The organism is Bacteroides sp. AM54-2NS, from assembly GCF_003602935.1.
Taxonomy (GTDB): Bacteria; Bacteroidota; Bacteroidia; order Bacteroidales; family Bacteroidaceae; genus Bacteroides; species Bacteroides xylanisolvens.
This window is the reverse complement of the sequence record NZ_QTMZ01000024.1, coordinates 67753-89251: the sequence shown is the minus strand read 5'-3', so window position 1 is coordinate 89251 and position 21499 is coordinate 67753. Positions and strand designations below refer to the sequence as shown.

Genomic DNA, 21499 nt, shown 5'->3' with positions numbered 1-21499 from the left:
TATTCCTCGCATTATTAATTAATAGAGGGGAATTACCTCACAAATCGTCTATTTCATTTATTATATCCACAATCGTCCATAGCTACATTATCCTATATATAATCCATTACATAGTATATAGGGAATATAACATTCAAGATATTCTAATTTTCAAGGTCTCAAAACCACGTATTAATAAAAAAATTAATTATCTTTGTGTGAATTACCAAATATACATAGTTATGAACCAACAATTCTTGAAAGAAATAGAAAAAGGCTCTAAAAGTGCTCTTGTCAAAAAGAGGATTATTACACATTATATATATAATGGAAGTTCTACAATTCCCGATCTTTCAAAAGAGCTGGATTTAAGTGTACCGACTGTCACCAAATTTATCGGTGAAATGTGTGATGACGGATATATTAATGATTATGGCAAATTGGAAACTAGTGGCGGACGCATCCCAACCTCTATGGGCTTAATCCGGAATCCGGTTACTTTTTGGGTGTAGACATCAAAAGATTCGCCGTCAATATCGGACTGATAAATTTCAAAGGCGATATGGTAGAATTGAAAATGAATATACCTTATAAGTTTGAGAACTCAATCGAAGGGATGAATGAGTTATGCAAGCATATTCTCAATTTTATAAAGAAACTCACTATTAATAAAGAGAAGATCTTAAATATTAATGTAAATGTGTCGGGGCGTGTAAATCCTGAATCAGGGTATAGCTTCAGCCAATTCAATTTTGAGGAAAGGCCGTTGGCGGATGTATTATCCGAAAAATTGGGATATAAAGTAACCATTGATAATGACACGCGTGCCATGACTTATGGCGAATATATGCAAGGCTGCGTAAAAGGAGAAAAGGATATCATTTTTGTAAATGTAAGCTGGGGAGTAGGTATCGGAATTATTATTGATGGTAAGATTTATACCGGGAAATCCGGATTCTCCGGTGAATTTGGACACATGAGTGCTTATGATAATGAGATAATCTGCCATTGCGGGAAAAAAGGTTGTTTGGAGACGGAAGCTTCCGGATCGGCACTTCATCGTATCTTATTAGAGCGTATTCAAAGTGGGGAAAGTTCCATTCTATCTACACGAATCGCCACAGAGGAAAATCCGATCACTCTTGATGAGATCATTGCCGCTGTGAATAAAGAAGACCTGCTTTGCATTGAAATTGTAGAAGAAATCGGACAGAAACTAGGCAAACAGATTGCCGGGCTAATCAATATCTTCAACCCGGAACTGGTCATTATAGGTGGAACTTTATCTTTAACCGGCGATTATATCACCCAACCCATAAAAACAGCCGTACGCAAGTACTCTCTAAATCTGGTTAATAAAGATTCAGCCATCATCACATCTAAGCTGAAAGACAAAGCCGGCATCGTTGGCGCTTGTATGCTCGCACGCAGCAGAATGTTTGAAAGCTAGTTTTATCTTCTACGTTGGGAGAAAAAGTTATCTATAAAGCGAACGATATAGACTACGGCTACTCCGGCAACCACTAAAACAATAATACGACTCAACATAGATTACATTTTTATATTTCACATCTATTACATACGCAGGATTTCCCTTTTAAAATAAGAATAGGGAATCCTGTAAAAATTAGAACGCTGATTATTAATTAATAATCAGCGTTCTAATTTGAGAGCCGCTAGCCAGACTTGAACTGGCGACCTACGCGTTACGAATGCGTTGCTCTACCAACTGAGCTATAGCGGCGTTTGTCTCTCGTTTACGGCGTGCAAAATTACAGCTTTATTTGAGAAAACAAAAAGAATCCGATTATTTTTTGAGCTTAATTTTTAAATCAACTTTTGTTGACGTTATCTAAAACTTTTCTTTGCGTTCAAATTTTCCGTCCTCGGTATAGTACTTCCATGTACCCTTCGGTTTATTATTTGCATACTTTCCACGAAGTTTCAATGTCCCATCTTCATAATATTCGCGGTAACGACCATGGCGTTTCCCTTCTTTTACTTCCGCTTCACTCTTCAATGCTCCCTCCGGATAAAACTCCCGTAAAACGTTTCCTTCAAACTTTTCGATATAGAAACGTTTCAGTTCGCTCATCTGCTCTTTTTCGGTCTCTGCATCTTCGTTCATTTCCTTATCATCTTCATCGGTAGCAATAGCAACGTCAACCTCTTCCAGTTGATATGGGCTATAATCCATCACATACTGCAAAGAAGCCGACTGATCCTCTCCTATAATCTGCATAGTCCAGTAAGGAAATGAATACAAAACGTCTTTGTTTGATTGTATTTCATTCCATGTAGCAGGATTCATCATCGGTTTCAACTGGGAATAAAACTTGCGCACATCTGTATATAAGAAAATAGTAGAACTTGATTTTAAATATGACAGTGCATTTTCAAAACCCGGATTATTTTTTAATAAATTCTTCTGCTCGTAATCTTCTACAAAGGAAAGTAAAGAAGCAGCTTTATTACTAAAAACTACATAATCGTCAACATAAGTATAGTATGGCTTCTCAAATTTATCAAATAGCTTTCCAAAGAACAAGCGAAAAAAGCCTTTCATTTCGACATAATTAATCTCGAAATCCTTATAATTAGCAGTCTTAATCTTAACTGGAGTACGTCGCTTAATCTTCTTTTCAATGAATTCCATGTTCTTACGGGCATCTTTAATACTTTTAGCCCTGATAGCCAGAATCAGTTCGGGATCATGTCCTAACAAACCTGGTTCGGATTGGGTAATAGCAAACTCTCCTGACATCCAACTCAAAAAGTTTTCTTCCAAAGATATACCGAATAACCCTTCTATCTTTTTCCGGGAACTTTGATAAGAATCATACAACTGTTTATTGTGAACCGACAGTGCATTCTCCAGTTCCTTTACAAAGGTCACCGGACTATTGAAACCTATATTCGTATAAAGAGCTGTCCGCCCGGACAGAATCTCATGTGCTTTCATTTTATGTTTTCCCGAATTCAACAAAGCAGTGACATAAGGATCGGCAGAATCTTTTTTCAATGTATATCCTTTCACTTCCATCCGCTCCTTATTCGTATTTAAATAAAGTCCGGCAAAATTCATGGAATTGCTAAACAGATCAATGTACTCATTTCTTGTACCTAAATAAATAGACATAAATTGAGGTACACGCGCATAATTGACAAAGACTCTGACAAGTCCCTTACCGGAAACCAACTTCTCTGTTTCAATAAAAGACTGATCAAGCCCGATTTTAGGTTTATTACGCGAATCAATAGCCGACTCGACAAGTCCGGATGTGTATGAACCAACCAAATGATTATCGACAAAAGCAATATAGAAAATATCCCTCGTCTCGGAATCGCGCATTTCAAGGATATTAATGCTATTATGCATCCGATTAGTCACAGTAAAACCACTCATAACCAATACGGTTTCAACCTGGTCTTTCAATAAGTCCATCTTTGATGTCTTCTGCATATCCAAGATAAGCAAAAAATCCCACTCTGTGGCACGAGTCTTATGAAGCGAAATAAGCATATCCCGTTCACCGACAAGCGACAATAATACCTTATTGCTTTTAACAACGGAATCCAGCTTCTCCACACTTTTCGTCACCTCCTCAAAAGATTTCGCTTTCTTCAGGCATTGCCACGTCTCGCTTCCACTAAACTTCTCCCAATCTTCAATCGGAGCCGATGACTGAATAATAAATGCCGCATCTTCCGGAACCAGATAGATCTGCTGAATATTACGATCAGGTGAGACAAATAAATAAACTACGGAATATACAACATATACCGCCAAAGCCAATGCAGCCACAACTAAAGTTCTCTTCACTATTTTCGAGGTACTTTTTTTCTTCTCCGGGCCTGCATTTTGCTCTCCTTGCCCGCAATTTAATTCATTCATTATTGAGTTGTTATAAACTTGAATGGACAAAAATAGTAAAAAAGATGAGATTAATTAGTTAATTCATACTCATTTAGTGAATTAGTTCAATAAACAAGATTTTATAAAAAACAGTATAAAGGAGATATCCTCCCTCCTATTTTTATAAAAAACTATTCTGAATAAAGCATAAACCATTGACTCGTATCGTAAATATGTATTAACTTTACAGCATGAAAAAGAAATTCCAACTCGAAGTTCCGGGAGGAGCCGATAAAGTCTTACTTCATACCTGTTGTGCTCCTTGTTCATCAGCCATTATTGAATGTATGATGCAACATCACATCACCCCTGTTATCTATTATTGCAATCCTAACATCTATCCGCTGGAAGAGTATATGATAAGAAAAGACGAATGTACACGCTATGCCCAATCATTGGGATTGGAGATAATAGATGCTGATTACGATCATGAAAACTGGCGATGCCATATAGCAGGAATGGAGCAGGAACCCGAAAGAGGAGGACGCTGCCTACGTTGCTTTAAACTACGCTTATTGGAGACCGCCCGTTATGCGCATGAACATGGCCTTTCCGTAATAACCACAACGCTTGCTTCCAGTCGTTGGAAAAGTCTGGAGCAGATTAATGAAGCCGGACAATATGCCACCGCTTCATACCCGGATGTCACATACTGGGAACAGAATTGGCGGAAAGGCGGACTTAGCGAACGACGTATCGCCATTATTAAAGAGTATAACTTCTACAACCAACAATATTGCGGTTGTGAATTCAGCATGAGAAAAGAAGAATAAAACAAACCCGCCATTACTAGCTAACCAATGAATCGAAGTAAAAAAGGTAAAAACAGAAAGCTATTCAAAAAGAAATCACATTCCAATAACAGATTAGGATGTATCATCGCCATCATTGTGCTCATTCCTATTCTTTTTGGCGTCTATTTATATTGCCAACAGATTAATACCCAGAATAATAATGAACCGCAAACCGATATCTCCCTTCAAATTCCACTTGGCAAAGATCTGGAGACACCCATACCATTAGTTCCCCGGCAAGAACAAATAATCCGGCATAGCGGATATACCGTATCATATAACAAAGATTTAAAAATACCCAACTGGGTCTCTTACGAATTAACCCGGGAAGAAACCAAAGGAAAAGAAAAAAGAGGCAATCGTTTTATTGCCGACCCATTAGTGACAGGCCCGATTGCAACCAATACTGACTACACCCGTTCAGGATACGACAAAGGACACATGGCGCCTGCTGCAGATATGAAATGGAGTCCTGAAGCCATGAAAGAATCATTCTATTTCAGCAATATGTGTCCCCAACATCCCCAGTTAAATAGAAGAGGATGGAAAAATCTGGAAGAAAAAATCCGGAATTGGGCTATAGCAGATAGTGCCATTATTATTATATGTGGACCTATTATTGAAAAACAGCCTAAAACGATTGGGAAAAATAAGGTCGTAGTACCTCAACGGTTTTTCAAAGTAGTCCTATCTCCTTTTGCCAAACCGATACGGGCTATCGGCTTCTTATTCAACAATGAGCAGGCAGTAGAACCTCTATCTTCATATGTAGTCACAGTGGATAGCATCGAGAGCCTGACTAATATGGATTTCTTCGCACCTTTACCCGATGAGATAGAAAACAAAATAGAAGCAAATGCAAATTATTCCCTCTGGCCGAACTAAGTAGCAAAACTCGTTTCTCTGAAATGAATTCATTTCCCTATGCCAATGGCATTCTAGTTACAAACAGACTTGCACTTCAATAAAAGGGAGTTGTTGTATTACTCTCAAGGTTTCACATTGTAACGTCAAGAGATTGTCTTATTCCCACATATTGTGGGAAAGTATTCTCTTATTTTATGAGAAAACATTCCCATATATTGCGAGAAAATAGTCCCACAATATATTGGAATAATGGAACTACGCTGGAAACAAAAAGATAATTGCAATGAATGCCAAGCAGCACAATAAGCAACTGAATAAATCAAGCAAGGCAAACGCAACGTGAAAGAATGGATTCATTACCGCATCGAAAGAAAACATACTTTTGATATAGTCTTCTTATGATTCATCCTAAAAAGAGAACAATCCTATCCAAATTCTTTTTATCTTTGGCGAACTTTTTAAATATACCTCAAAAGATGAAGAGAAAAAAGAGAAATATTCTACTATCAATTCTAATCGGAGCATTCCTCCTTTGTGCAATTGCCGGAGGCACCTTTTATTACTATCTGTTTGCTCCTCAATTTCATCCATCTAAAACTGTATATATTTATGTAGACCGGGATGACACAGCCGACTCTATCTATCATAAAATACAAAAATTCGGGCATGTCAATAAGTTCACCGGATTCCAGTGGATGGCAAAATATAAAGATTTCGATCAGAATATCCATACCGGACGTTATGCCATTCGCCCAAATGACAATATCTATCACGTATATAGTCGCTTTTCCAGAGGCTATCAGGAAGCGATCAACCTTACCATAGGAAGTGTCCGGACATTAGACCGGTTAGCACGAAGCATTGGAAAACAACTCATGATAGACTCTGCCGAAATCGCCAGCCAGTTATTCGACTCTACTTTCCAGGCTCAAATGGGATACACAACCATAACACTCCCCAGCCTTTTCATACCTGAAACCTATCAGGTATATTGGGATATGAGCGTAGACGACTTCTTTAAACGAATGAAGAATGAGCACGAACGCTTCTGGAACAAAGAACGTCTGGCACAAGCCACCGCTATCGGCATGACACCGGAAGAAGTCAGCACTCTTGCTTCCATCGTTGAAGAAGAAACCAACAACAATGAAGAAAAGCCAATGGTAGCCGGATTGTATATCAACCGTTTACATCAAGATATGCCTTTGCAGGCAGATCCTACCATCAAATTTGCACTACAGGATTTCGGTCTGCGCCGAATCACCAACGAAAATTTAAAAGTCAATTCCCCCTATAACACCTATATAAATACCGGTCTGCCTCCAGGCCCCATCCGTATCCCTTCTAAAAAGGGAATAGACAGCGTATTGAACTATACCAAACATAACTATATCTACATGTGTGCTAAAGAAGATTTTTCCGGAACTCACAACTTTGCATCCAATTATGCCGACCACATGGCAAATGCAAGAAAATACTGGAAAGCCCTGAATGAAAGAAAGATTTTCAAGTAAATTTGTGATAAAACGAACGGAAAAGCCTATCTTTGCCCGATAGATTAACAAACTGTGATCAACACTAAATAAAAGAAATATATATGAGCAAGCAACTCTTACTTGGCGATGAAGCCATTGCACAAGCTGCACTGGATGCCGGACTTTCAGGTGTTTATGCCTATCCTGGTACTCCTTCAACTGAAATTACGGAATATATTCAAATGGCCCCAATAACGACCGAACAGAATATACACAACCGTTGGTGTGCCAATGAAAAAACAGCGATGGAAGCTGCGTTGGGTATGTCATTCGTTGGTAAACGGGCATTAGTTTGTATGAAGCACGTAGGTATGAATGTAGCTGCCGACTGTTTTGTCAACTCTGCCATCACAGGCGTGAAAGGTGGATTGATCGTGATAGCAGCAGACGACCCCAGTATGCACTCTTCGCAGAACGAACAAGACAGCCGTTTCTACGGAGATTTCTCACTGATTCCCATGTACGAACCCAGCAATCAGCAGGAAGCGTATGATATGGTATACAGTGGTTTCGAATTCTCTGAAAAATTGGGCGAACCTATCTTGATGCGTATGGTAACCCGCCTTGCACACTCCCGCTCTGGAGTAGAACGCAAAGCACAAAAACCACAGAATGGCATCTCTTTCAGCGAAGATCCTCGTCAGTTCATCTTGTTACCTGGAAATGCCCGTAAACGCTACAAAGTATTACTTGCGCGCCAAGACGAGTTTATCAAAGCTCGGAAGAATCACCTTATAATAAATATACAGATGGTCCTAACAAAAAGTTAGGAATTATCGCTTGTGGCATCGGCTACAACTATCTGATGGAAAACTATCCTGAGGTTGCGAATATCCGGTACTTAAAATCGGCCAGTATCCATTGCCTAAAAAGCAATTACATCAATTGATTGACTCCTGTGACGAAATCCTCGTTCTGGAAGACGGACAACCATTTGTAGAAAAACAATTGAAAGGTTATCTGGGCATCGGCGTTAAAGTAAAAGGACGCTTGGACGGCACTCTGTCACAGGATGGAGAATTAAATCCGGACTCTGTAGCCCGCGCCGTAGGCAAAGAGAATAAATCGGAATTCGGCATTCCTTCTGTCGTAGAAATGCGTCCGCCTGCACTTTGCGAAGGTTGCGGACATCGCGATATGTATATCACACTAACCGAAGTTCTGAAAGAAGAATACCCATCTCATAAAGTATTCAGCGACATCGGCTGTTACACATTAGGCGCGAATGCTCCTTTCAATGCAATCAACTCATGCGTAGACATGGGCGCCTCCATCACGATGGCGAAAGGTGCGGCTGACGGAGGTCTTTTCCCGGCTGTAGCTGTCATCGGAGACTCCACATTCACCCATTCCGGAATGACCGGACTATTAGATTGTGTGAACGAGAATGCCAGTGTAACCATCGTCATCTCCGACAATGAAACTACCGCCATGACAGGCGGACAGGACTCTGCCGGAACCGGACGTATCGAAGCGATCTGTGCAGGTATCGGAGTAGATCCGGCTCATATCCGCGTCGTTACTCCGTTGAAGAAAAACTATGAGGAGATGAAGCAAATCATTCGCGAAGAGATCGAATACCGTGGTGTATCTGTCATTATTCCACGTAGAGAGTGTATCCAGACATTAGCACGCAAAAAAAGAAGTAAGTAAGCCATGAAGAAAGACATTATATTATCAGGAGTCGGTGGACAGGGAATTCTGTCTATTGCTACAGTGATCGGCAAAGCTGCCTTGAAAGAAGGATTATATATGAAACAAGCAGAAGTGCACGGAATGAGCCAACGCGGAGGAGATGTTCAATCCAACCTCCGTATCAGCGACCAGCCGATTGCTTCAGACTTGATCCCATCAGGTAAATGCGACCTTATCATTTCATTGGAACCCATGGAAGGATTGCGCTACCTCCCTTATCTTAGCCCTAACGGTTGGTTAGTGACTAACGAAACTCCGTTTGTCAATATCCCCAATTATCCGGAAGCAGACAAAGTAATGGCAGAAATCAATAAGCTGCCTCACAAAATTGTGTTGAACGTAGACAAAGTAGCCAAAGAAGTAGGCTCCGCCCGCGTTGCCAACATAGTCTTACTGGGAGCAACCATTCCATTCCTTGGCATCGACTACGGAAAAGTACAAGACAGCATCCGTGAAATCTTCCTGCGCAAGGGAGAAGCAATTGTAGAAATGAATCTTAAAGCATTGGCTGCCGGCAAGGAAATTGCAGAAAAGCTAATGTAATAACAGGCATTATCATGAATACACAATACTGGGAAGAAGAACTAGAAACCATGAGCCGGGAGAAGTTGCAGGAATTACAACTTCGACGGCTTAAGAAAACAATCAATATAGCTGCAAACTCCCCATATTACAAAGAAGTTTTCAGCAAACATGGCATCACTGCAGATAGCATACAATCATTAGACGATATCCGCAAATTGCCCTTTACTACCAAAGCCGATATGCGTGCCCACTATCCTTTCGGGCTGGTAGCAGGTGATATGAGCAATGATGGTGTACGTATTCACTCTTCTAGTGGTACTACCGGAAACCCGACAGTTATTGTTCATTCACAGCACGATCTCGACTCCTGGGCCAACCTGGTAGCCCGCTGCCTGTACGCAGTAGGAATACGCAAGACCGACGTCTTCCAAAACAGCTCCGGATACGGTATGTTTACAGGAGGGTTAGGCTTCCAATACGGTGCAGAACGCCTGGGCTGTCTGACAGTCCCTGCCGCAGCCGGAAACAGTAAACGACAGATTAAATTCATCAACGACTTCAAGACTACCGCTTTACATGCTATCCCCAGCTATGCCATCCGCCTTGCCGAAGTCTTTCAGGAAGAAGGCCTTGATCCCAAAGGAACCACACTGAAAACGCTGGTTATCGGTGCTGAACCTCACACCGACGAACAACGCCGGAAAATAGAAAAGATGCTGGGCGTAAAAGCATACAACAGCTTCGGTATGACAGAAATGAACGGTCCCGGTGTTGCTTTCGAATGTCAGGAACAAAACGGAATGCACTTCTGGGAAGACTGTTATCTGGTAGAAATTATCGATCCGGAAACAGGAGAACCCGTTCAGGAAGGAGAAATCGGAGAATTAGTACTTACGACTCTCGACCGGGAGATGATGCCGTTAATCCGCTATCGCACCCGTGACTTAACCCGTATTCTTCCGGGAAAATGCCCCTGCGGCCGCACGCACATCCGTATTGATCGTATCAAGGGACGCAGTGATGATATGTTCATTATCAAGGGAGTAAATATCTTCCCGATGCAAGTAGAAAAGATACTCGTACAATTTCCCGAATTAGGCAGCAATTACCTGATTACACTGGAAACAGTCAACAACCAAGACGAGATGATCGTCGAAGTAGAATTAAGCGACCTTTCCACTGACAATTATATTGAACTGGAGAAGATCCGCAAGGATATAACCCGCCAATTAAAGGATGAAATATTGGTGACTCCCAAAGTTAAACTGGTAAAAAAAGGCTCTCTCCCGCAAAGCGAAGGAAAAGCCGTCCGAGTAAAAGACTTAAGAGACAACAAGTAACAATTCAAATTTCCATGTGCTAATATACCAACCGCTGTTCACCATGCGGAATGGAATATTAGCACATTATTTAATTAATATCATACAGCATGCAATTACTTAAAAAAAGAATTCTGCAAGACGGAAAGTGCTACGAAGGAGGTATCCTGAAAGTAGACGGTTTTATTAATCATCAAATGGACCCTGTCCTGATGAAATCAATCGGAGTTGAGTTTGTCCGCCGTTTTGCAGCCACAAACGTAAATAAGATTATGACGATCGAAGCCAGCGGCATCGCCCCTGCTATCATGACAGGCTACCTGATGGATTTACCAGTTGTATTTGCAAAGAAAAAGTCTCCTAAAACCATCCAGAATGCACTAAGCACCACCGTGCACTCATTCACCAAAGACCGTGATTATGAAGTCGTTATCAGTGCAGATTTCCTCACCCCGAACGACAATGTTCTTTTCGTGGATGACTTTCTCGCATACGGAAATGCCGCATTGGGCATTATCGACCTCGTCAAGCAATCCGGAGCAAATTTGGTAGGAATGGGCTTCATTATTGAAAAAGCCTTCCAGAATGGCCGCAAAATGCTTGAGGAACAAGGTGTCAGAGTAGAAAGTCTGGCCATCATTGAAGACTTATCCAACTGCTGTATTAAAATCAAAGACGAGTAGATTGATTGGGGTTGAAATACTGCCCCTTATCTTTCGTCCTTTTTCCATATTGCACCGCATGCTGCGGACAAACATGATAACATGCCAGGCATGAGGTGCAATCCATTCCCCAAACAGGCCTTCCGTCCACAACTGTAACATTCTCCACCGGGCAACTCTTCTCACAACGCTTACACCCAATACAAGCATCGGTAGCATAAAAATGCTTAGGAGACATCTGAAAACGATTAAACAACGGATTTATAATCCTCGTCTTGATAAAAGGCATACTCCCTTCATGACAGAGAAACAGCTCTTCCCTCTTACTTATCGAAGCATTTATTTTACTGACAGTCGAAACAGCATCCGCTAGTTTTTTCTCTTCCAACTCTTTATTATCCACGTCGAAACCGGGAAGCAAGACATAATTATTAGGCATAGTCACCGAGAAACCAGCGTGACATTCCCAACCTTTATTCTTTAATGCCTTCGCCAGTACTTGCTGGGTAAGCCCGGTATCATCACCACAGGAACAAACAAAAAACAAATATTGTCTTTTATACCCCCTTAAAGAGAGCTGTCGAACAAAGTTCAATACTATTTCAGGAGGTCCCCACGAATAGATAGGAAATACAAAGCCGATCTTTTCATCTGCCTGCAAACTAAACTCCAATGCTCCATTCTTTAGCGCATCAGGAATAAAAAACAACTCTTCTTTTTGCTCTTTGGAAAGCTGATTTGCAATCCACTTAGAATTACCTGTACCGGAGAAATAAAATATCATAGAAAAGTATATAAAAAAGCCGCATCGACGATGTGATGAAACTCTGATAGAACAAGATTTGAGCGCTCGCCCTCTTTGTAATCCACCGGCTTAAAGCTGTCCCGAAGGATGTGGCCCGCCATTGAAGAACGAAGCTTTCTCGGTGCATCAGATTAATTTGAAGAGTTTCCCGATCCAGTCGATACGGCTAATATTTTTGTATCACAAATGTAATAAGAATCTATGAGACTAACAAGAAAAAAAAGGAATTTGTTTACCTACTAACATTTTTTTCACTCCCTTCTATCCACCTAACAAAGAAAAGTGTCAGTTACTAGCTTAGTAACTGACACTTTGTAACTCGTAAACTATTGATGCTTAAGCAGCTTTAGCTTTAGCAACTACAGCTTTGAAAGCTTCCGGGTGATTCATAGCTAAATCAGCCAAAACCTTACGGTTTATTTCAATACCGGCTTTGTGCAGACCGCCCATCAATTTAGAATAAGACATTCCTTCAAGACGTGCAGCAGCGTTGATACGTTGTATCCAAAGAGCGCGGAAGTTTCTTTTCTTATTTCTACGGTCACGGAACGCGTAAGTCAAACCCTTTTCCCAAGTGTTTTTAGCTACGGTCCATACATTCTTTCTTGCACCAAAGTAACCTCTGGTTAATTTCAAAATTTTCTTTCTTCTTGCTTTTGAAGCAACATGATTTACTGATCTTGGCATAGTTTTACTTTTTTTGAATGTTAGCGCCGCTACTTCACGCAGCGAACTTCAGGCTAATGCATTCGGTTAATACTTTAATAATACTTTTACGCTTTTGATTACTTCATTGCTAAGAGTTCCTTAACCTGGCTTACATTTGTTGTATCAACAGTTGTAGAGTAGCACAGATTTCTTTTTCTCTTCTTAGTTTTCTTAGTCAAAATGTGACTGTGAAAAGCGTGCTTTCTTTTGATTTTACCTGTTCCGGTAAGGGTAAACCTTTTTTTAGAACCGGAGTTAGTCTTCATCTTTGGCATCTTACTTGTTTTTAAATTATTAAATATATAATGGCAACGCACTATACCTGCGCGTTACGCATCTTTTCTTATTCTTCGCCCGCTTCCGGCTTCTCTGCTTTTTGTGCAGGAGCAGCAGGTTTCGGTGCTCCGGCCGTTGCAGGCTTTTTAGGAGCTTCTTTCTTCTTCGGAGAAAGCTGGATAGTCATACGCTTACCTTCCAATATCGGCATCTGATCCACTTTTGCATAGTCTTCCAAATCATTCGCAAAACGAAGCAACAATACTTCACCTTGTTCCTTAAAAAGGATAGAACGACCTTTAAAGAATACATAAGCCTTCACCTTATCACCGTCTTCCAAGAATCCTTTAGCATGTTTCAACTTAAAGTTGTAATCATGGTCATCTGTCTGGGGACCAAAACGAATCTCCTTCACATTAACCTTCACCTGCTTCGCTTTCTGTTCCTTCTGACGTTTCTTTAATTGATAAAGAAATTTAGAATAATCAATAATACGACAAACAGGGGGTTGAGCATTAGGAGAAATTTCCACTAAATCCAATTCTTTTTCTTCAGCCATTTTCAGAGCCTGAAAGATTGGATATACTTTCGGTTCAATATCATCGCTTACTATGCGAACTTCCTTGGCACGAATCTGTTCATTGATTCTGTATTGCCCTTTTAGAGTGTCATTCTTCATTAAAAACGTTTACTTCCTAGTTTGATCTTTTTATTGTTATACTAAATATTTTATTTTGAAACGGCTGCAAAGTTACCATTTATTTATCATATTCTGAACTTCTTCGTTCAAAATTTTAGCAAATTCTTCAAATTTCATGGTTCCTTTGTCACCTTCGCCTTGTCTACGAACAGAAACTTCACCATTTTCAGCCTCTTTTTCACCGACAATCAGCATATAAGGAATGCGCTTCATTTCATTATCACGAATCTTGCGGCCGATCTTCTCGTTACGATCATCTACAATCGCACGGATTTCGTGTATTTTCAGATACATCTTCACCTGTTCTGCATATTCATTGAACTTCTCACTGATCGGCAGAATAACTACCTGTTCCGGTGTCAGCCACAATGGGAACTTACCGGCAGTGTGCTCAATCAATACAGCAACAAAACGTTCCATTGATCCGAACGGAGCACGGTGAATCATCACCGGACGATGCTTCTGATTATCAGAGCCCATATATTCAAGTTCAAAGCGTTCCGGCAAGTTGTAGTCAACCTGGATAGTACCCAGCTGCCAACGACGACCGATAGCGTCTTTCACCATAAAGTCAAGCTTAGGACCATAAAAAGCAGCTTCTCCATACTCAATCTTAGCAGGCAAGCCCTTCTCCGCACAAGCCTCGATAATAGCCTGTTCCGCTTTTTCCCAGTTATCATCGCTACCAATATACTTTTCACGGTTCACTTTATCACGCAAAGATATCTGTGCTTCAAAATTCTGGAAATCCATAGAACGGAACACAATAGATATAATATCCATCACACGAAGGAACTCATCTTTCACCTGCTCCGGACGACAGAAGATATGCGCATCATCCTGCGTAAAGCTACGAACACGAGTTAAACCATGTAACTCTCCACTTTGTTCATAACGACAAACCGTACCAAATTCAGCTATACGCAACGGAAGGTCTTTATAAGAACGTGGGAAGTTTTTGTAAATCTCACAGTGGTGAGGACAGTTCATTGGTTTCAAGAAATACTCTTCCCCCTCTTCCGGAGTATGGATAGGTTGGAAAGCATCCTTGCCATATTTTGCATAGTGACCCGAAGTCACATACAGCAACTTATTACCGATTGGCGGAGTAATCACCTCCTGATAATCGTAACGTGTCTGGATACGACGTAAGAACTCCTGCAGACGCAGACGCAATGCAGTACCTTTCGGCAACCACATAGGAAGTCCCTTACCTACAGTTTCGGAGAACATAAACAACTGCATCTCCTTACCAATCTTACGATGGTCACGCTTCTTCGCTTCTTCCAATAACACCAGATATTCATCCAGCATTTTCTTCTTCGGGAACGTGATACCATAAATACGAGTCAGCATCTTACGATCTTCATGACCACGCCAATAAGCACCAGCCACTGAAGTCAACTTAATAGCCTTGATCGGAGCAGTCGTCATCAAGTGAGGACCACGACAAAGGTCAGTAAATGCACCCTGGGTATAAGTCGTAATGTGTCCGTCTTCCAGTTCAGAAATCAATTCACATTTATATGTTTCGCCACGATCACCAAACATTTTCAGAGCATCCGTTTTTGCGATGCTTTTTCTGACTACGTCTTCTTTCTTTGCAGCCAGTTCCAACATTTTAGCTTCAATGGCAGGAAGGTCGCTTTCTTTAATTACCGCTTCACCCGGATCCACATCATAGTAGAATCCGTTTTCAATAGCCGGTCCGATACCAAACTGGATACCCGGATAAAGTTCCTGCAAAGCTTCCGCCAACAAGTGTGCACTTGTATGCCAGAATGCATGCTTACCTTCTTCATCATCCCATTTATAAAGAACGAAATTAGCATCTTCATTAATAGGACGTCCTAAATCATAAGTCTCGCCGTTCACGCCACATGCCAGCACTTCCTGTGCCAGACGCGAGCTGATACTTTCAGCAATCTGTAAACCGTTCACTCCTTCGTTATACTCACGAACGGAGCCATCGGGAAATGTTATCTTTATCATAATATGATGATGTTATATTTTCATAATTTGAACGCAAAAGTAACTAAATCTTTTGAGTTTTCTATTTTTTATCAAAAAAATGTTATTCCGATTGATCTGTAAAACGTTTGATAACATTATAAGCAGAAACAATCCCCAACTCACCGGCTTTACTCAAATCTGAAATGCCAGCTTATTATTTCCTAAGAAAATATGAGTCAGTCCACGATTGAAATAAGCATCCGCAAAATCAGGATTTAGCTCGATCGCCTTATCGTAGTCAATAATTGCGGCACGGTAATCTTTCAACATGGCAGAAACATTAGCACGATTATAATATGCGTATACAAAGTCCGGAGCCAGATTAATCACCTTATCCAAGTCTTTTCTGACCACTTCATAATCTACTGCGGTAATCTCTTTACGCTTGTTATCACCCGGAACAACATCTGTTTCGACAGCTTGTTCAGCCTTCTGATACTCCAACTGTTTACAACGGATCAGCGCACGCATAAAATATGCCGGGAAGAAATCACCATCCAGCAAGATCGTCTGGGTCAAATCGGAAACCGCACTCGAGAAGTCCTGCACCAGATAAAAATCAATCGCACGGGCAAAACGTTTCGAAGCATTCTTGTCATCTTCCACAATCGCCGATGTGTGCGTATCAATCAAGGCAAAATGCACCTTCACCTGTTCTTCCGTCAGCGGAGCTTCCATATTTGTGATACGAAGACGTTTCGGAAGTATACCCGTACGGTTCAAGTCTTCAATATATTTGTGGAAGTTCACCGAACGTTTCACGTCACTCATCTTCTCATAATAAGTCAAAGCGAACATCGGTTCCAGCGTTATATTTACGTTCTTATCCTGCACACGACCCCGATAATCACTTGTATAGCGTTGTTCGGCTTCAGAATCATCCGCAATCACTATCTTACGATAGTTATTCATATTCTTATCGGATTTCTTACGGGTCTTCTCTCCGCCTTCCTCATCATTCTCCTTATCCTTATTCTGTGCTACATCTTTGTTCGTCACACCGTTCTGCTTGTCGATCTGAGCCTTCATGACTTTAAATTCATCCTGCTCCGCACCCTTCTTATCTCCAATCTTTCTGCGAGCTTCCGAACGCTGATAGTATCCGGCCAGGAAGTTCGGATACTGATTGATAACAGTTGTGTAATCTTGTATAGCCCCGCGATAATCACCCGTTTGCGCACGAAGTAAACCACGGTTAAAGACAGCCATCATATTATCCGGCTCCATCTTGATAACAAAGTCGAAGTCTTCAATAGCCCGGTTATCATCTCCTACCTGTGCACGTAACAATCCGCGATTATAATGACCGATAAAGTTATTCGGGTCAATATCCAATGCCAGATCATAATCGCTCATGGCACCTCTTAAATTATTCTGATGAAAACGTGCCAATGCACGGTTTATATAATTTCCAGCATTCTTAGCACTCAACGGAATAGCACGGTTGAAATCCGCTTCCGCTTCCGCATACTTAGCCTGTTGTAATTTAACAATCGCTCTTGCAGCCCAAGCATCCGGATCATATTTATCCAGTTCAAGCGCCTTATTGAAGTCATTCAAGGCAGCAATCGTATCTTTCTGTTGCAAAGACACCTCCCCCTCATCAAATAAGCACGGGTATAACGTGGAGACACCTTCAACAAACTTTCCAAATCCTCTTTCGCAGCATCATAATCCTTCTTCTGGATATGAGATAATGTCAGGTTATGCCATAAGGTAATATTCTCCGGATCATAATGCAACGCTTTCTTATAATCCTCAATCGCTCCATCAAATTTACTCTGACGAATCCTTGCCAAACCACGAATCTGATAAGCACCCACCACAAATGGATTACGCTGGATAGCTGCATCACAGTCTGCTTCAGCACCCTGAAAATCCTCCAGATTCAGTTTGGCCAATGCCCTGAAGAAATAAGGTTCATACAGATAAGGCTTAGCGTTAATAACCTGGTTAAAATACTGAATAGAAAGTACATAGTCCTCAAAATAAAGAGCGTTTCGGGCAATAGTCATCACCCGATCCGTATTTATTTGAGCACACACCAGCGTTGGGAACAGTAATAAAACTGTTAAGATTCTTTTTACCATTGATATTTTATGCTTGTAAACGAAGCAAAAATAATGCTTTTCGCTTACTTAACAGGGATATAAACGTTTTTTATCTTTATTTCACCTGTTTCATCTTATATGAACTGCGCGCTTTTCCCTTCAACATCGTATTCAGCTTTCCTTTAATCATCTGCTTACGAAGCGGTGAGATATGGTCAATGAACATCTTACCATCCAAATGATCGAACTCATGTTGCATCACCCGAGCCAGATAACCTTCCACCTCTTCTTCATGCTCCACAAAATTCTCGTCCATATATTTCACGCGAATTTTATCACCCCTTTTCACTGTTTCGTGAATACCGGGAAGGCTTAAGCATCCCTCTTCCATACTCACTTCTTCACCCCCTACTTCCAGAATGTGGGGATTGATATAAGCCTTATTAAAGTCTTTAAATTCAGGATATTCCTCCGAAAGCGGATCCAATGTAATCGTAACCACGCGAATAGGCAAACCGATCTGTGGAGCAGCCAATCCTACGCCGTCCGCATGTACCATTGTTTCGAACATGTTCTCAATCAACTCTTTCAGATTCGGATAATCCGGTGTTATGTCCTCTGCAACCTTTCTCAATACAGGTTGACCATATACATAAATAGGTAAAATCATACTTTTATACTCTACTAAAAAATTAAGTTATTCTATGTCCTATACTAAAAACGTTTACTCTCCAAATATGTTTGCAAAATAATAGTAGCACTTATTTCGTCCACCAATGCCTTGTTTTGGCGGTCTTTTTTCTTCAAACCTGCCTCCAGCATAGTACGGTGTGCAAGAACAGAAGTGAAACGTTCATCCACATATTCGACCGGAAGGTCCGGATAACACTTTTTCAGCGAACGAACAAAAGGCTCTATATTCTTCATATTCTCCGAAACCTCATTATTCATTTGCTTGGGCAATCCAATAATAATCCGCTCCACCGGTTCTTTAGCTATATATTCACCGATAAAGTTCAGAAGTTCATGCGTAGGCACCGTCGTCAATCCATTTGCAATCAGCTGCATTGTATCGCTCACAGCTATCCCAGTACGCTTTCTACCATAATCTATTGCTACTATTCTGCTCATGGGGTACAAAAATACAAAAAAGACGCTTCCCGTGAAAGGAAACGTCTCTTTTATTCTATTATTTCAAATGTATATTATTCTTCAACAATAGCTACACGGCTTAACTTAGCATCATCATAGAACATGTTGCCTACGCCACCCTTGTAATCAACCTTCAATTGAGAAGCAGGAACACCGAATTCATTAACCATCAGGTCACGAACAGCTTCAGCTCTCTTCTTACTCAACTTCATGTTGTATTCAGCAGAACCAGTACCCTTATCAGCATATCCTGTTATAGTAAATACTTTATCAGTTGCTTTGATGCCCTTAGCCATAGCTCGATATTCATGTATTCTCTCTTGCTGATGTTACTCTTTCCAATATTGAATACAACAACCAGACGTGGAACGAATCCAGCTTCTTTCTTAACGATCACTTCAGGTTTCTTGTTACGAGCTTCAACCAAGTCACGTTTCAAAGATTCGTTTTCACCCTTCAAAGCGTTCACTCTGTCTCTCATGTCGTTCAACTGGCTTTCCGGAACCATTGGTACAGTAGGAACAGCATCCCAACCACGTTTCTTAAACTTGTAAGTAACACCTACAGTCAGACCAGCCAATCCTTCAGGACCTGAATTACCGAATGAGCCTTTCATCAAAAGTCCACGCAATTCAACGTTAAGATCCAAAGCAGAAGACAGACGGAAACGGTTGATTAAACCGGCATTGATACCCAGTTCGTCATAACCTGCGCCTTTTCCTGAATGTACGAATCCAGCTCCTACATAAGGAATGAATGAATACAGACGATCTTCTCTATAACCACAAATCATATTAGAAAGATTCAGCATTACATCTCCATGGAAGTTCATCACATTCCACTTTTCTTTGTAGTAGCCATTAGAATACTGTCCTCCGTCTACAAGCGGACCATTAGCATTAGGAGTAGCACCTTTAGCCTGAAGACCGTTGTAAGCTACACGTAATCCGATACCTGGAGTAAACCATTTACCTACAGCAATGTCAAGTGCCGGAGCAAGACGTTTTCCGAAGTCAGCTTTACCATCATTGTCGCCAAAATACATTTGCGCACCAACGCCACCACTAATAAACCAATTAGCACCAAAGCGGTTAGTTTCCACTCTATAACTCTTTGCTGCATTTTCTTTTTCTTGTGCAGGCAGACATACAGAGACTGCTGCCAATAAAATAAACAATAAACCCTTTTTCATCTCAATTTATTTTAGTAAATAATATATTTCAATTGTCTTACAGGCTAAATACACAACCCAAATGTTCCACACCTGATTAAGAGACAATAAACGTCATCCTTTCTTCTAAAATTAGTGCAAATATAGATATTTAATATAACACAAACAAAAAAACACGTAAATTTTCATTCATTCATAGAATTTTATAGAGCGATAAAAGTGTAATATAACTTCAGAAGGCATCTGAAGGGGGTTGTTGTGGAAGAATTAAAACAAAAAAAATAGCCAGTGATGAAATTAGATCACTGACTATTTCTATTCTTTGTCTATATGCTTTGTTAATATACCAGTTTTACATTGTCAATCCACAGAGTATTTCCCGGAGAACCGATATAGGCTCCTCCATGACTGGACGTGAACTGAAGACACATATGAGTCGGAACATCATTTTCATTTCCCCAGGCCACTTCATGAATAGGCACGCTTTCACCCTTACTGTTCACCGTATAACTTTCAGTCGCCTGCAAACGCATCATGTGCGACTTATATTCCGGACGATTCGTGATGTCACCGTACATAATCTCATAGGTCGCATTATTTTTCCAGTCCGTAGAATGATAGTAATAAGTCACCATAGTCCCTATCCGTTTTGCATACACATTTCCATTGGCATCTTCCCAACGTTTTTGCAGAAGCAGAATAGCTGCCGGATAATCTTTTCCGGGAACATCCGTAATCTTACTGAAACCGGTAGCGCGAATACGATTCTCCCGGTCGGACATCTTCACTTTATAGTCAAACTGAAGAGCCACCGGCTTTTTGGTAAACGGAATACCGGTCTGCAACATTTTCTGTGGATTTTTAGTACCCTTAATCGGTTCATGCACCGAACCGGTAAAGACAGAGCCAGCCGCCAACACCGTAATATTAACCAGTCCCAACACTTTCACACTCTCCATGCGCGTATCCAAACGGGCGCAATATCCATCTCCCCGCTTCTCCGGGAATACCGAAGTATTAGTTTTCGTAATACCGGCAACTTTCGCCATCACATTTGAAGTAGCCCAAGGCGATCCGCCCATATTCTTATAAACCTGATCCCCCTTAATTACCGTTGTCGGCCCTATCGCATATACATTCTTTGTATTCCCACCGATAATACTCGACTCCTTTATCTGACGGTCCACCCATTGATCCATGTCCCCAAAAGGAAGCATTTCAACTTTATGTTGCGCCATCAAAGACAAGGAAGAAATAAATGCAACGAAACCTGTCATCAACAGGCGATGAACGCTTTTCTGAATCATCAATACTTTTCCTTTCTTTTTCTT

Annotated in this window: 15 protein-coding genes, 1 tRNA gene and 4 pseudogenes; 8 read left to right on the top strand and 12 right to left on the bottom strand. The window is 40.9% G+C overall.

Going from position 1 to position 21499, the window contains the following annotated elements; translation table 11 throughout:
* Positions 1-221: 221 nt before the first annotated feature.
* A pseudogene (locus tag DXA05_RS15730) lies at positions 222-1429 on the top strand (ROK family transcriptional regulator).
* A 221-nt stretch (positions 1430-1650) separates the two neighbouring features.
* Here DXA05_RS15730 and DXA05_RS15725 read toward each other — a convergent pair.
* Positions 1651-1723: transfer RNA gene (locus tag DXA05_RS15725), tRNA-Thr, on the bottom strand.
* 108 nt (positions 1724-1831) lie between these two features.
* On the bottom strand, positions 1832-3874 hold the full coding sequence (locus DXA05_RS15720) for a DUF3352 domain-containing protein (protein ID WP_004311467.1): 2043 nt from the start codon (positions 3872-3874) through the stop codon (positions 1832-1834).
* A gap of 212 nt (positions 3875-4086) precedes the next feature.
* Here DXA05_RS15720 and DXA05_RS15715 point away from each other — a divergent pair, with 212 nt between their 5' ends.
* The 7 genes and pseudogenes from DXA05_RS15715 (at position 4087) to xpt (ending at position 11313) form a co-directional block, all read left to right on the top strand.
* Positions 4087-4668 carry an epoxyqueuosine reductase QueH gene (locus DXA05_RS15715; RefSeq protein WP_004297549.1) on the top strand — a complete coding sequence of 194 codons (582 nt, stop codon included), beginning with the start codon at positions 4087-4089 and terminating at the stop codon, positions 4666-4668.
* Between the two features lie 27 nt (positions 4669-4695).
* Positions 4696-5574, top strand: coding sequence for a DNA/RNA non-specific endonuclease (locus tag DXA05_RS15710; protein ID WP_004311464.1), 879 nt, complete (start codon positions 4696-4698; stop codon positions 5572-5574).
* A 458-nt stretch (positions 5575-6032) separates the two neighbouring features.
* Positions 6033-7070 carry an endolytic transglycosylase MltG gene (gene mltG / locus DXA05_RS15705; protein WP_004297546.1) on the top strand — a complete coding sequence of 346 codons (1038 nt, stop codon included), beginning with the start codon at positions 6033-6035 and terminating at the stop codon, positions 7068-7070.
* 83 nt (positions 7071-7153) lie between these two features.
* Positions 7154-8744 (top strand): annotated as a pseudogene (locus DXA05_RS15700) (thiamine pyrophosphate-dependent enzyme).
* A 3-nt stretch (positions 8745-8747) separates the two neighbouring features.
* Entirely contained in the window at positions 8748-9329 is a 582-nt protein-coding gene (locus DXA05_RS15695; protein WP_004307241.1) for an indolepyruvate oxidoreductase subunit beta, read from the top strand.
* Positions 9330-9343: 14 nt separating this feature from the next.
* Positions 9344-10651, top strand: a complete 1308-nt coding sequence (locus DXA05_RS15690) for a phenylacetate--CoA ligase (RefSeq protein ID WP_004297543.1) — start codon at positions 9344-9346, stop codon at positions 10649-10651.
* An 89-nt stretch (positions 10652-10740) separates the two neighbouring features.
* Positions 10741-11313 carry a xanthine phosphoribosyltransferase gene (gene xpt, locus DXA05_RS15685; RefSeq protein WP_004307242.1) on the top strand — a complete coding sequence of 191 codons (573 nt, stop codon included), beginning with the start codon at positions 10741-10743 and terminating at the stop codon, positions 11311-11313.
* Here the strand turns inward: xpt and DXA05_RS15680 are convergent.
* The 10 genes and pseudogenes from DXA05_RS15680 to DXA05_RS15635 all read right to left on the bottom strand — a co-directional run bounded on the left by DXA05_RS15680 (position 11300) and on the right by DXA05_RS15635 (position 21475).
* Entirely contained in the window at positions 11300-12076 is a 777-nt protein-coding gene (locus tag DXA05_RS15680) for an EFR1 family ferrodoxin (protein WP_128859363.1), read from the bottom strand. The genes xpt and DXA05_RS15680 overlap by 14 nt on opposite strands.
* A gap of 357 nt (positions 12077-12433) precedes the next feature.
* Positions 12434-12784 carry a 50S ribosomal protein L20 gene (rplT, locus tag DXA05_RS15675; protein ID WP_004297540.1) on the bottom strand — a complete coding sequence of 117 codons (351 nt, stop codon included), beginning with the start codon at positions 12782-12784 and terminating at the stop codon, positions 12434-12436.
* 98 nt (positions 12785-12882) lie between these two features.
* Complete coding sequence (gene rpmI, locus DXA05_RS15670) at positions 12883-13080, bottom strand: 50S ribosomal protein L35 (protein ID WP_004326827.1); 198 nt, start codon at positions 13078-13080, stop codon at positions 12883-12885.
* A gap of 68 nt (positions 13081-13148) precedes the next feature.
* Positions 13149-13760 (bottom strand): translation initiation factor IF-3, encoded by a 612-nt coding sequence (gene infC / locus DXA05_RS15665; RefSeq protein ID WP_128859362.1) that lies wholly within the window; start codon positions 13758-13760, stop codon positions 13149-13151.
* Between the two features lie 72 nt (positions 13761-13832).
* On the bottom strand, positions 13833-15773 hold the full coding sequence (gene thrS / locus DXA05_RS15660; RefSeq protein ID WP_004297531.1) for a threonine--tRNA ligase: 1941 nt from the start codon (positions 15771-15773) through the stop codon (positions 13833-13835).
* 82 nt (positions 15774-15855) lie between these two features.
* Positions 15856-17884 (bottom strand): annotated as a pseudogene (locus DXA05_RS15655) (tetratricopeptide repeat protein).
* 76 nt (positions 17885-17960) lie between these two features.
* Entirely contained in the window at positions 17961-18515 is a 555-nt protein-coding gene (gene def / locus DXA05_RS15650; protein ID WP_004297529.1) for a peptide deformylase, read from the bottom strand.
* A 44-nt stretch (positions 18516-18559) separates the two neighbouring features.
* Entirely contained in the window at positions 18560-18976 is a 417-nt protein-coding gene (gene ruvX / locus DXA05_RS15645) for a Holliday junction resolvase RuvX (RefSeq protein WP_022199530.1), read from the bottom strand.
* Between the two features lie 74 nt (positions 18977-19050).
* Positions 19051-20189: pseudogene (locus tag DXA05_RS15640) on the bottom strand (OmpA family protein).
* Positions 20190-20506: 317 nt separating this feature from the next.
* Positions 20507-21475, bottom strand: coding sequence for a PCMD domain-containing protein (locus DXA05_RS15635; protein WP_055235430.1), 969 nt, complete (start codon positions 21473-21475; stop codon positions 20507-20509).
* Positions 21476-21499 lie beyond the last annotated feature (24 nt).

What these genes read in the sequence shown, in the direction of transcription:
- DXA05_RS15710 (WP_004311464.1), top strand. Translation starts at nt 4,696, where the DNA reads ATGAATCGAAGTAAAAAAGGTAAAAACAGAAAGCTATTCAAAAAGAAA.
- xpt (WP_004307242.1), top strand. Translation starts at nt 10,741, where the DNA reads ATGCAATTACTTAAAAAAAGAATTCTGCAAGACGGAAAGTGCTACGAA.
- DXA05_RS15715 (WP_004297549.1), top strand. Translation starts at nt 4,087, where the DNA reads ATGAAAAAGAAATTCCAACTCGAAGTTCCGGGAGGAGCCGATAAAGTC.
- mltG (WP_004297546.1), top strand. Translation starts at nt 6,033, where the DNA reads ATGAAGAGAAAAAAGAGAAATATTCTACTATCAATTCTAATCGGAGCA.
- rplT (WP_004297540.1), bottom strand. Translation starts at nt 12,784, where the DNA reads ATGCCAAGATCAGTAAATCATGTTGCTTCAAAAGCAAGAAGAAAGAAA.
- thrS (WP_004297531.1), bottom strand. Translation starts at nt 15,773, where the DNA reads ATGATAAAGATAACATTTCCCGATGGCTCCGTTCGTGAGTATAACGAA.
- DXA05_RS15680 (WP_128859363.1), bottom strand. Translation starts at nt 12,076, where the DNA reads ATGATATTTTATTTCTCCGGTACAGGTAATTCTAAGTGGATTGCAAAT.
- def (WP_004297529.1), bottom strand. Translation starts at nt 18,515, where the DNA reads ATGATTTTACCTATTTATGTATATGGTCAACCTGTATTGAGAAAGGTT.
- DXA05_RS15695 (WP_004307241.1), top strand. Translation starts at nt 8,748, where the DNA reads ATGAAGAAAGACATTATATTATCAGGAGTCGGTGGACAGGGAATTCTG.
- DXA05_RS15720 (WP_004311467.1), bottom strand. Translation starts at nt 3,874, where the DNA reads ATGAATGAATTAAATTGCGGGCAAGGAGAGCAAAATGCAGGCCCGGAG.
- ruvX (WP_022199530.1), bottom strand. Translation starts at nt 18,976, where the DNA reads ATGAGCAGAATAGTAGCAATAGATTATGGTAGAAAGCGTACTGGGATA.
- DXA05_RS15635 (WP_055235430.1), bottom strand. Translation starts at nt 21,475, where the DNA reads ATGATTCAGAAAAGCGTTCATCGCCTGTTGATGACAGGTTTCGTTGCA.
- DXA05_RS15690 (WP_004297543.1), top strand. Translation starts at nt 9,344, where the DNA reads ATGAATACACAATACTGGGAAGAAGAACTAGAAACCATGAGCCGGGAG.
- infC (WP_128859362.1), bottom strand. Translation starts at nt 13,760, where the DNA reads ATGAAGAATGACACTCTAAAAGGGCAATACAGAATCAATGAACAGATT.
- rpmI (WP_004326827.1), bottom strand. Translation starts at nt 13,080, where the DNA reads ATGCCAAAGATGAAGACTAACTCCGGTTCTAAAAAAAGGTTTACCCTT.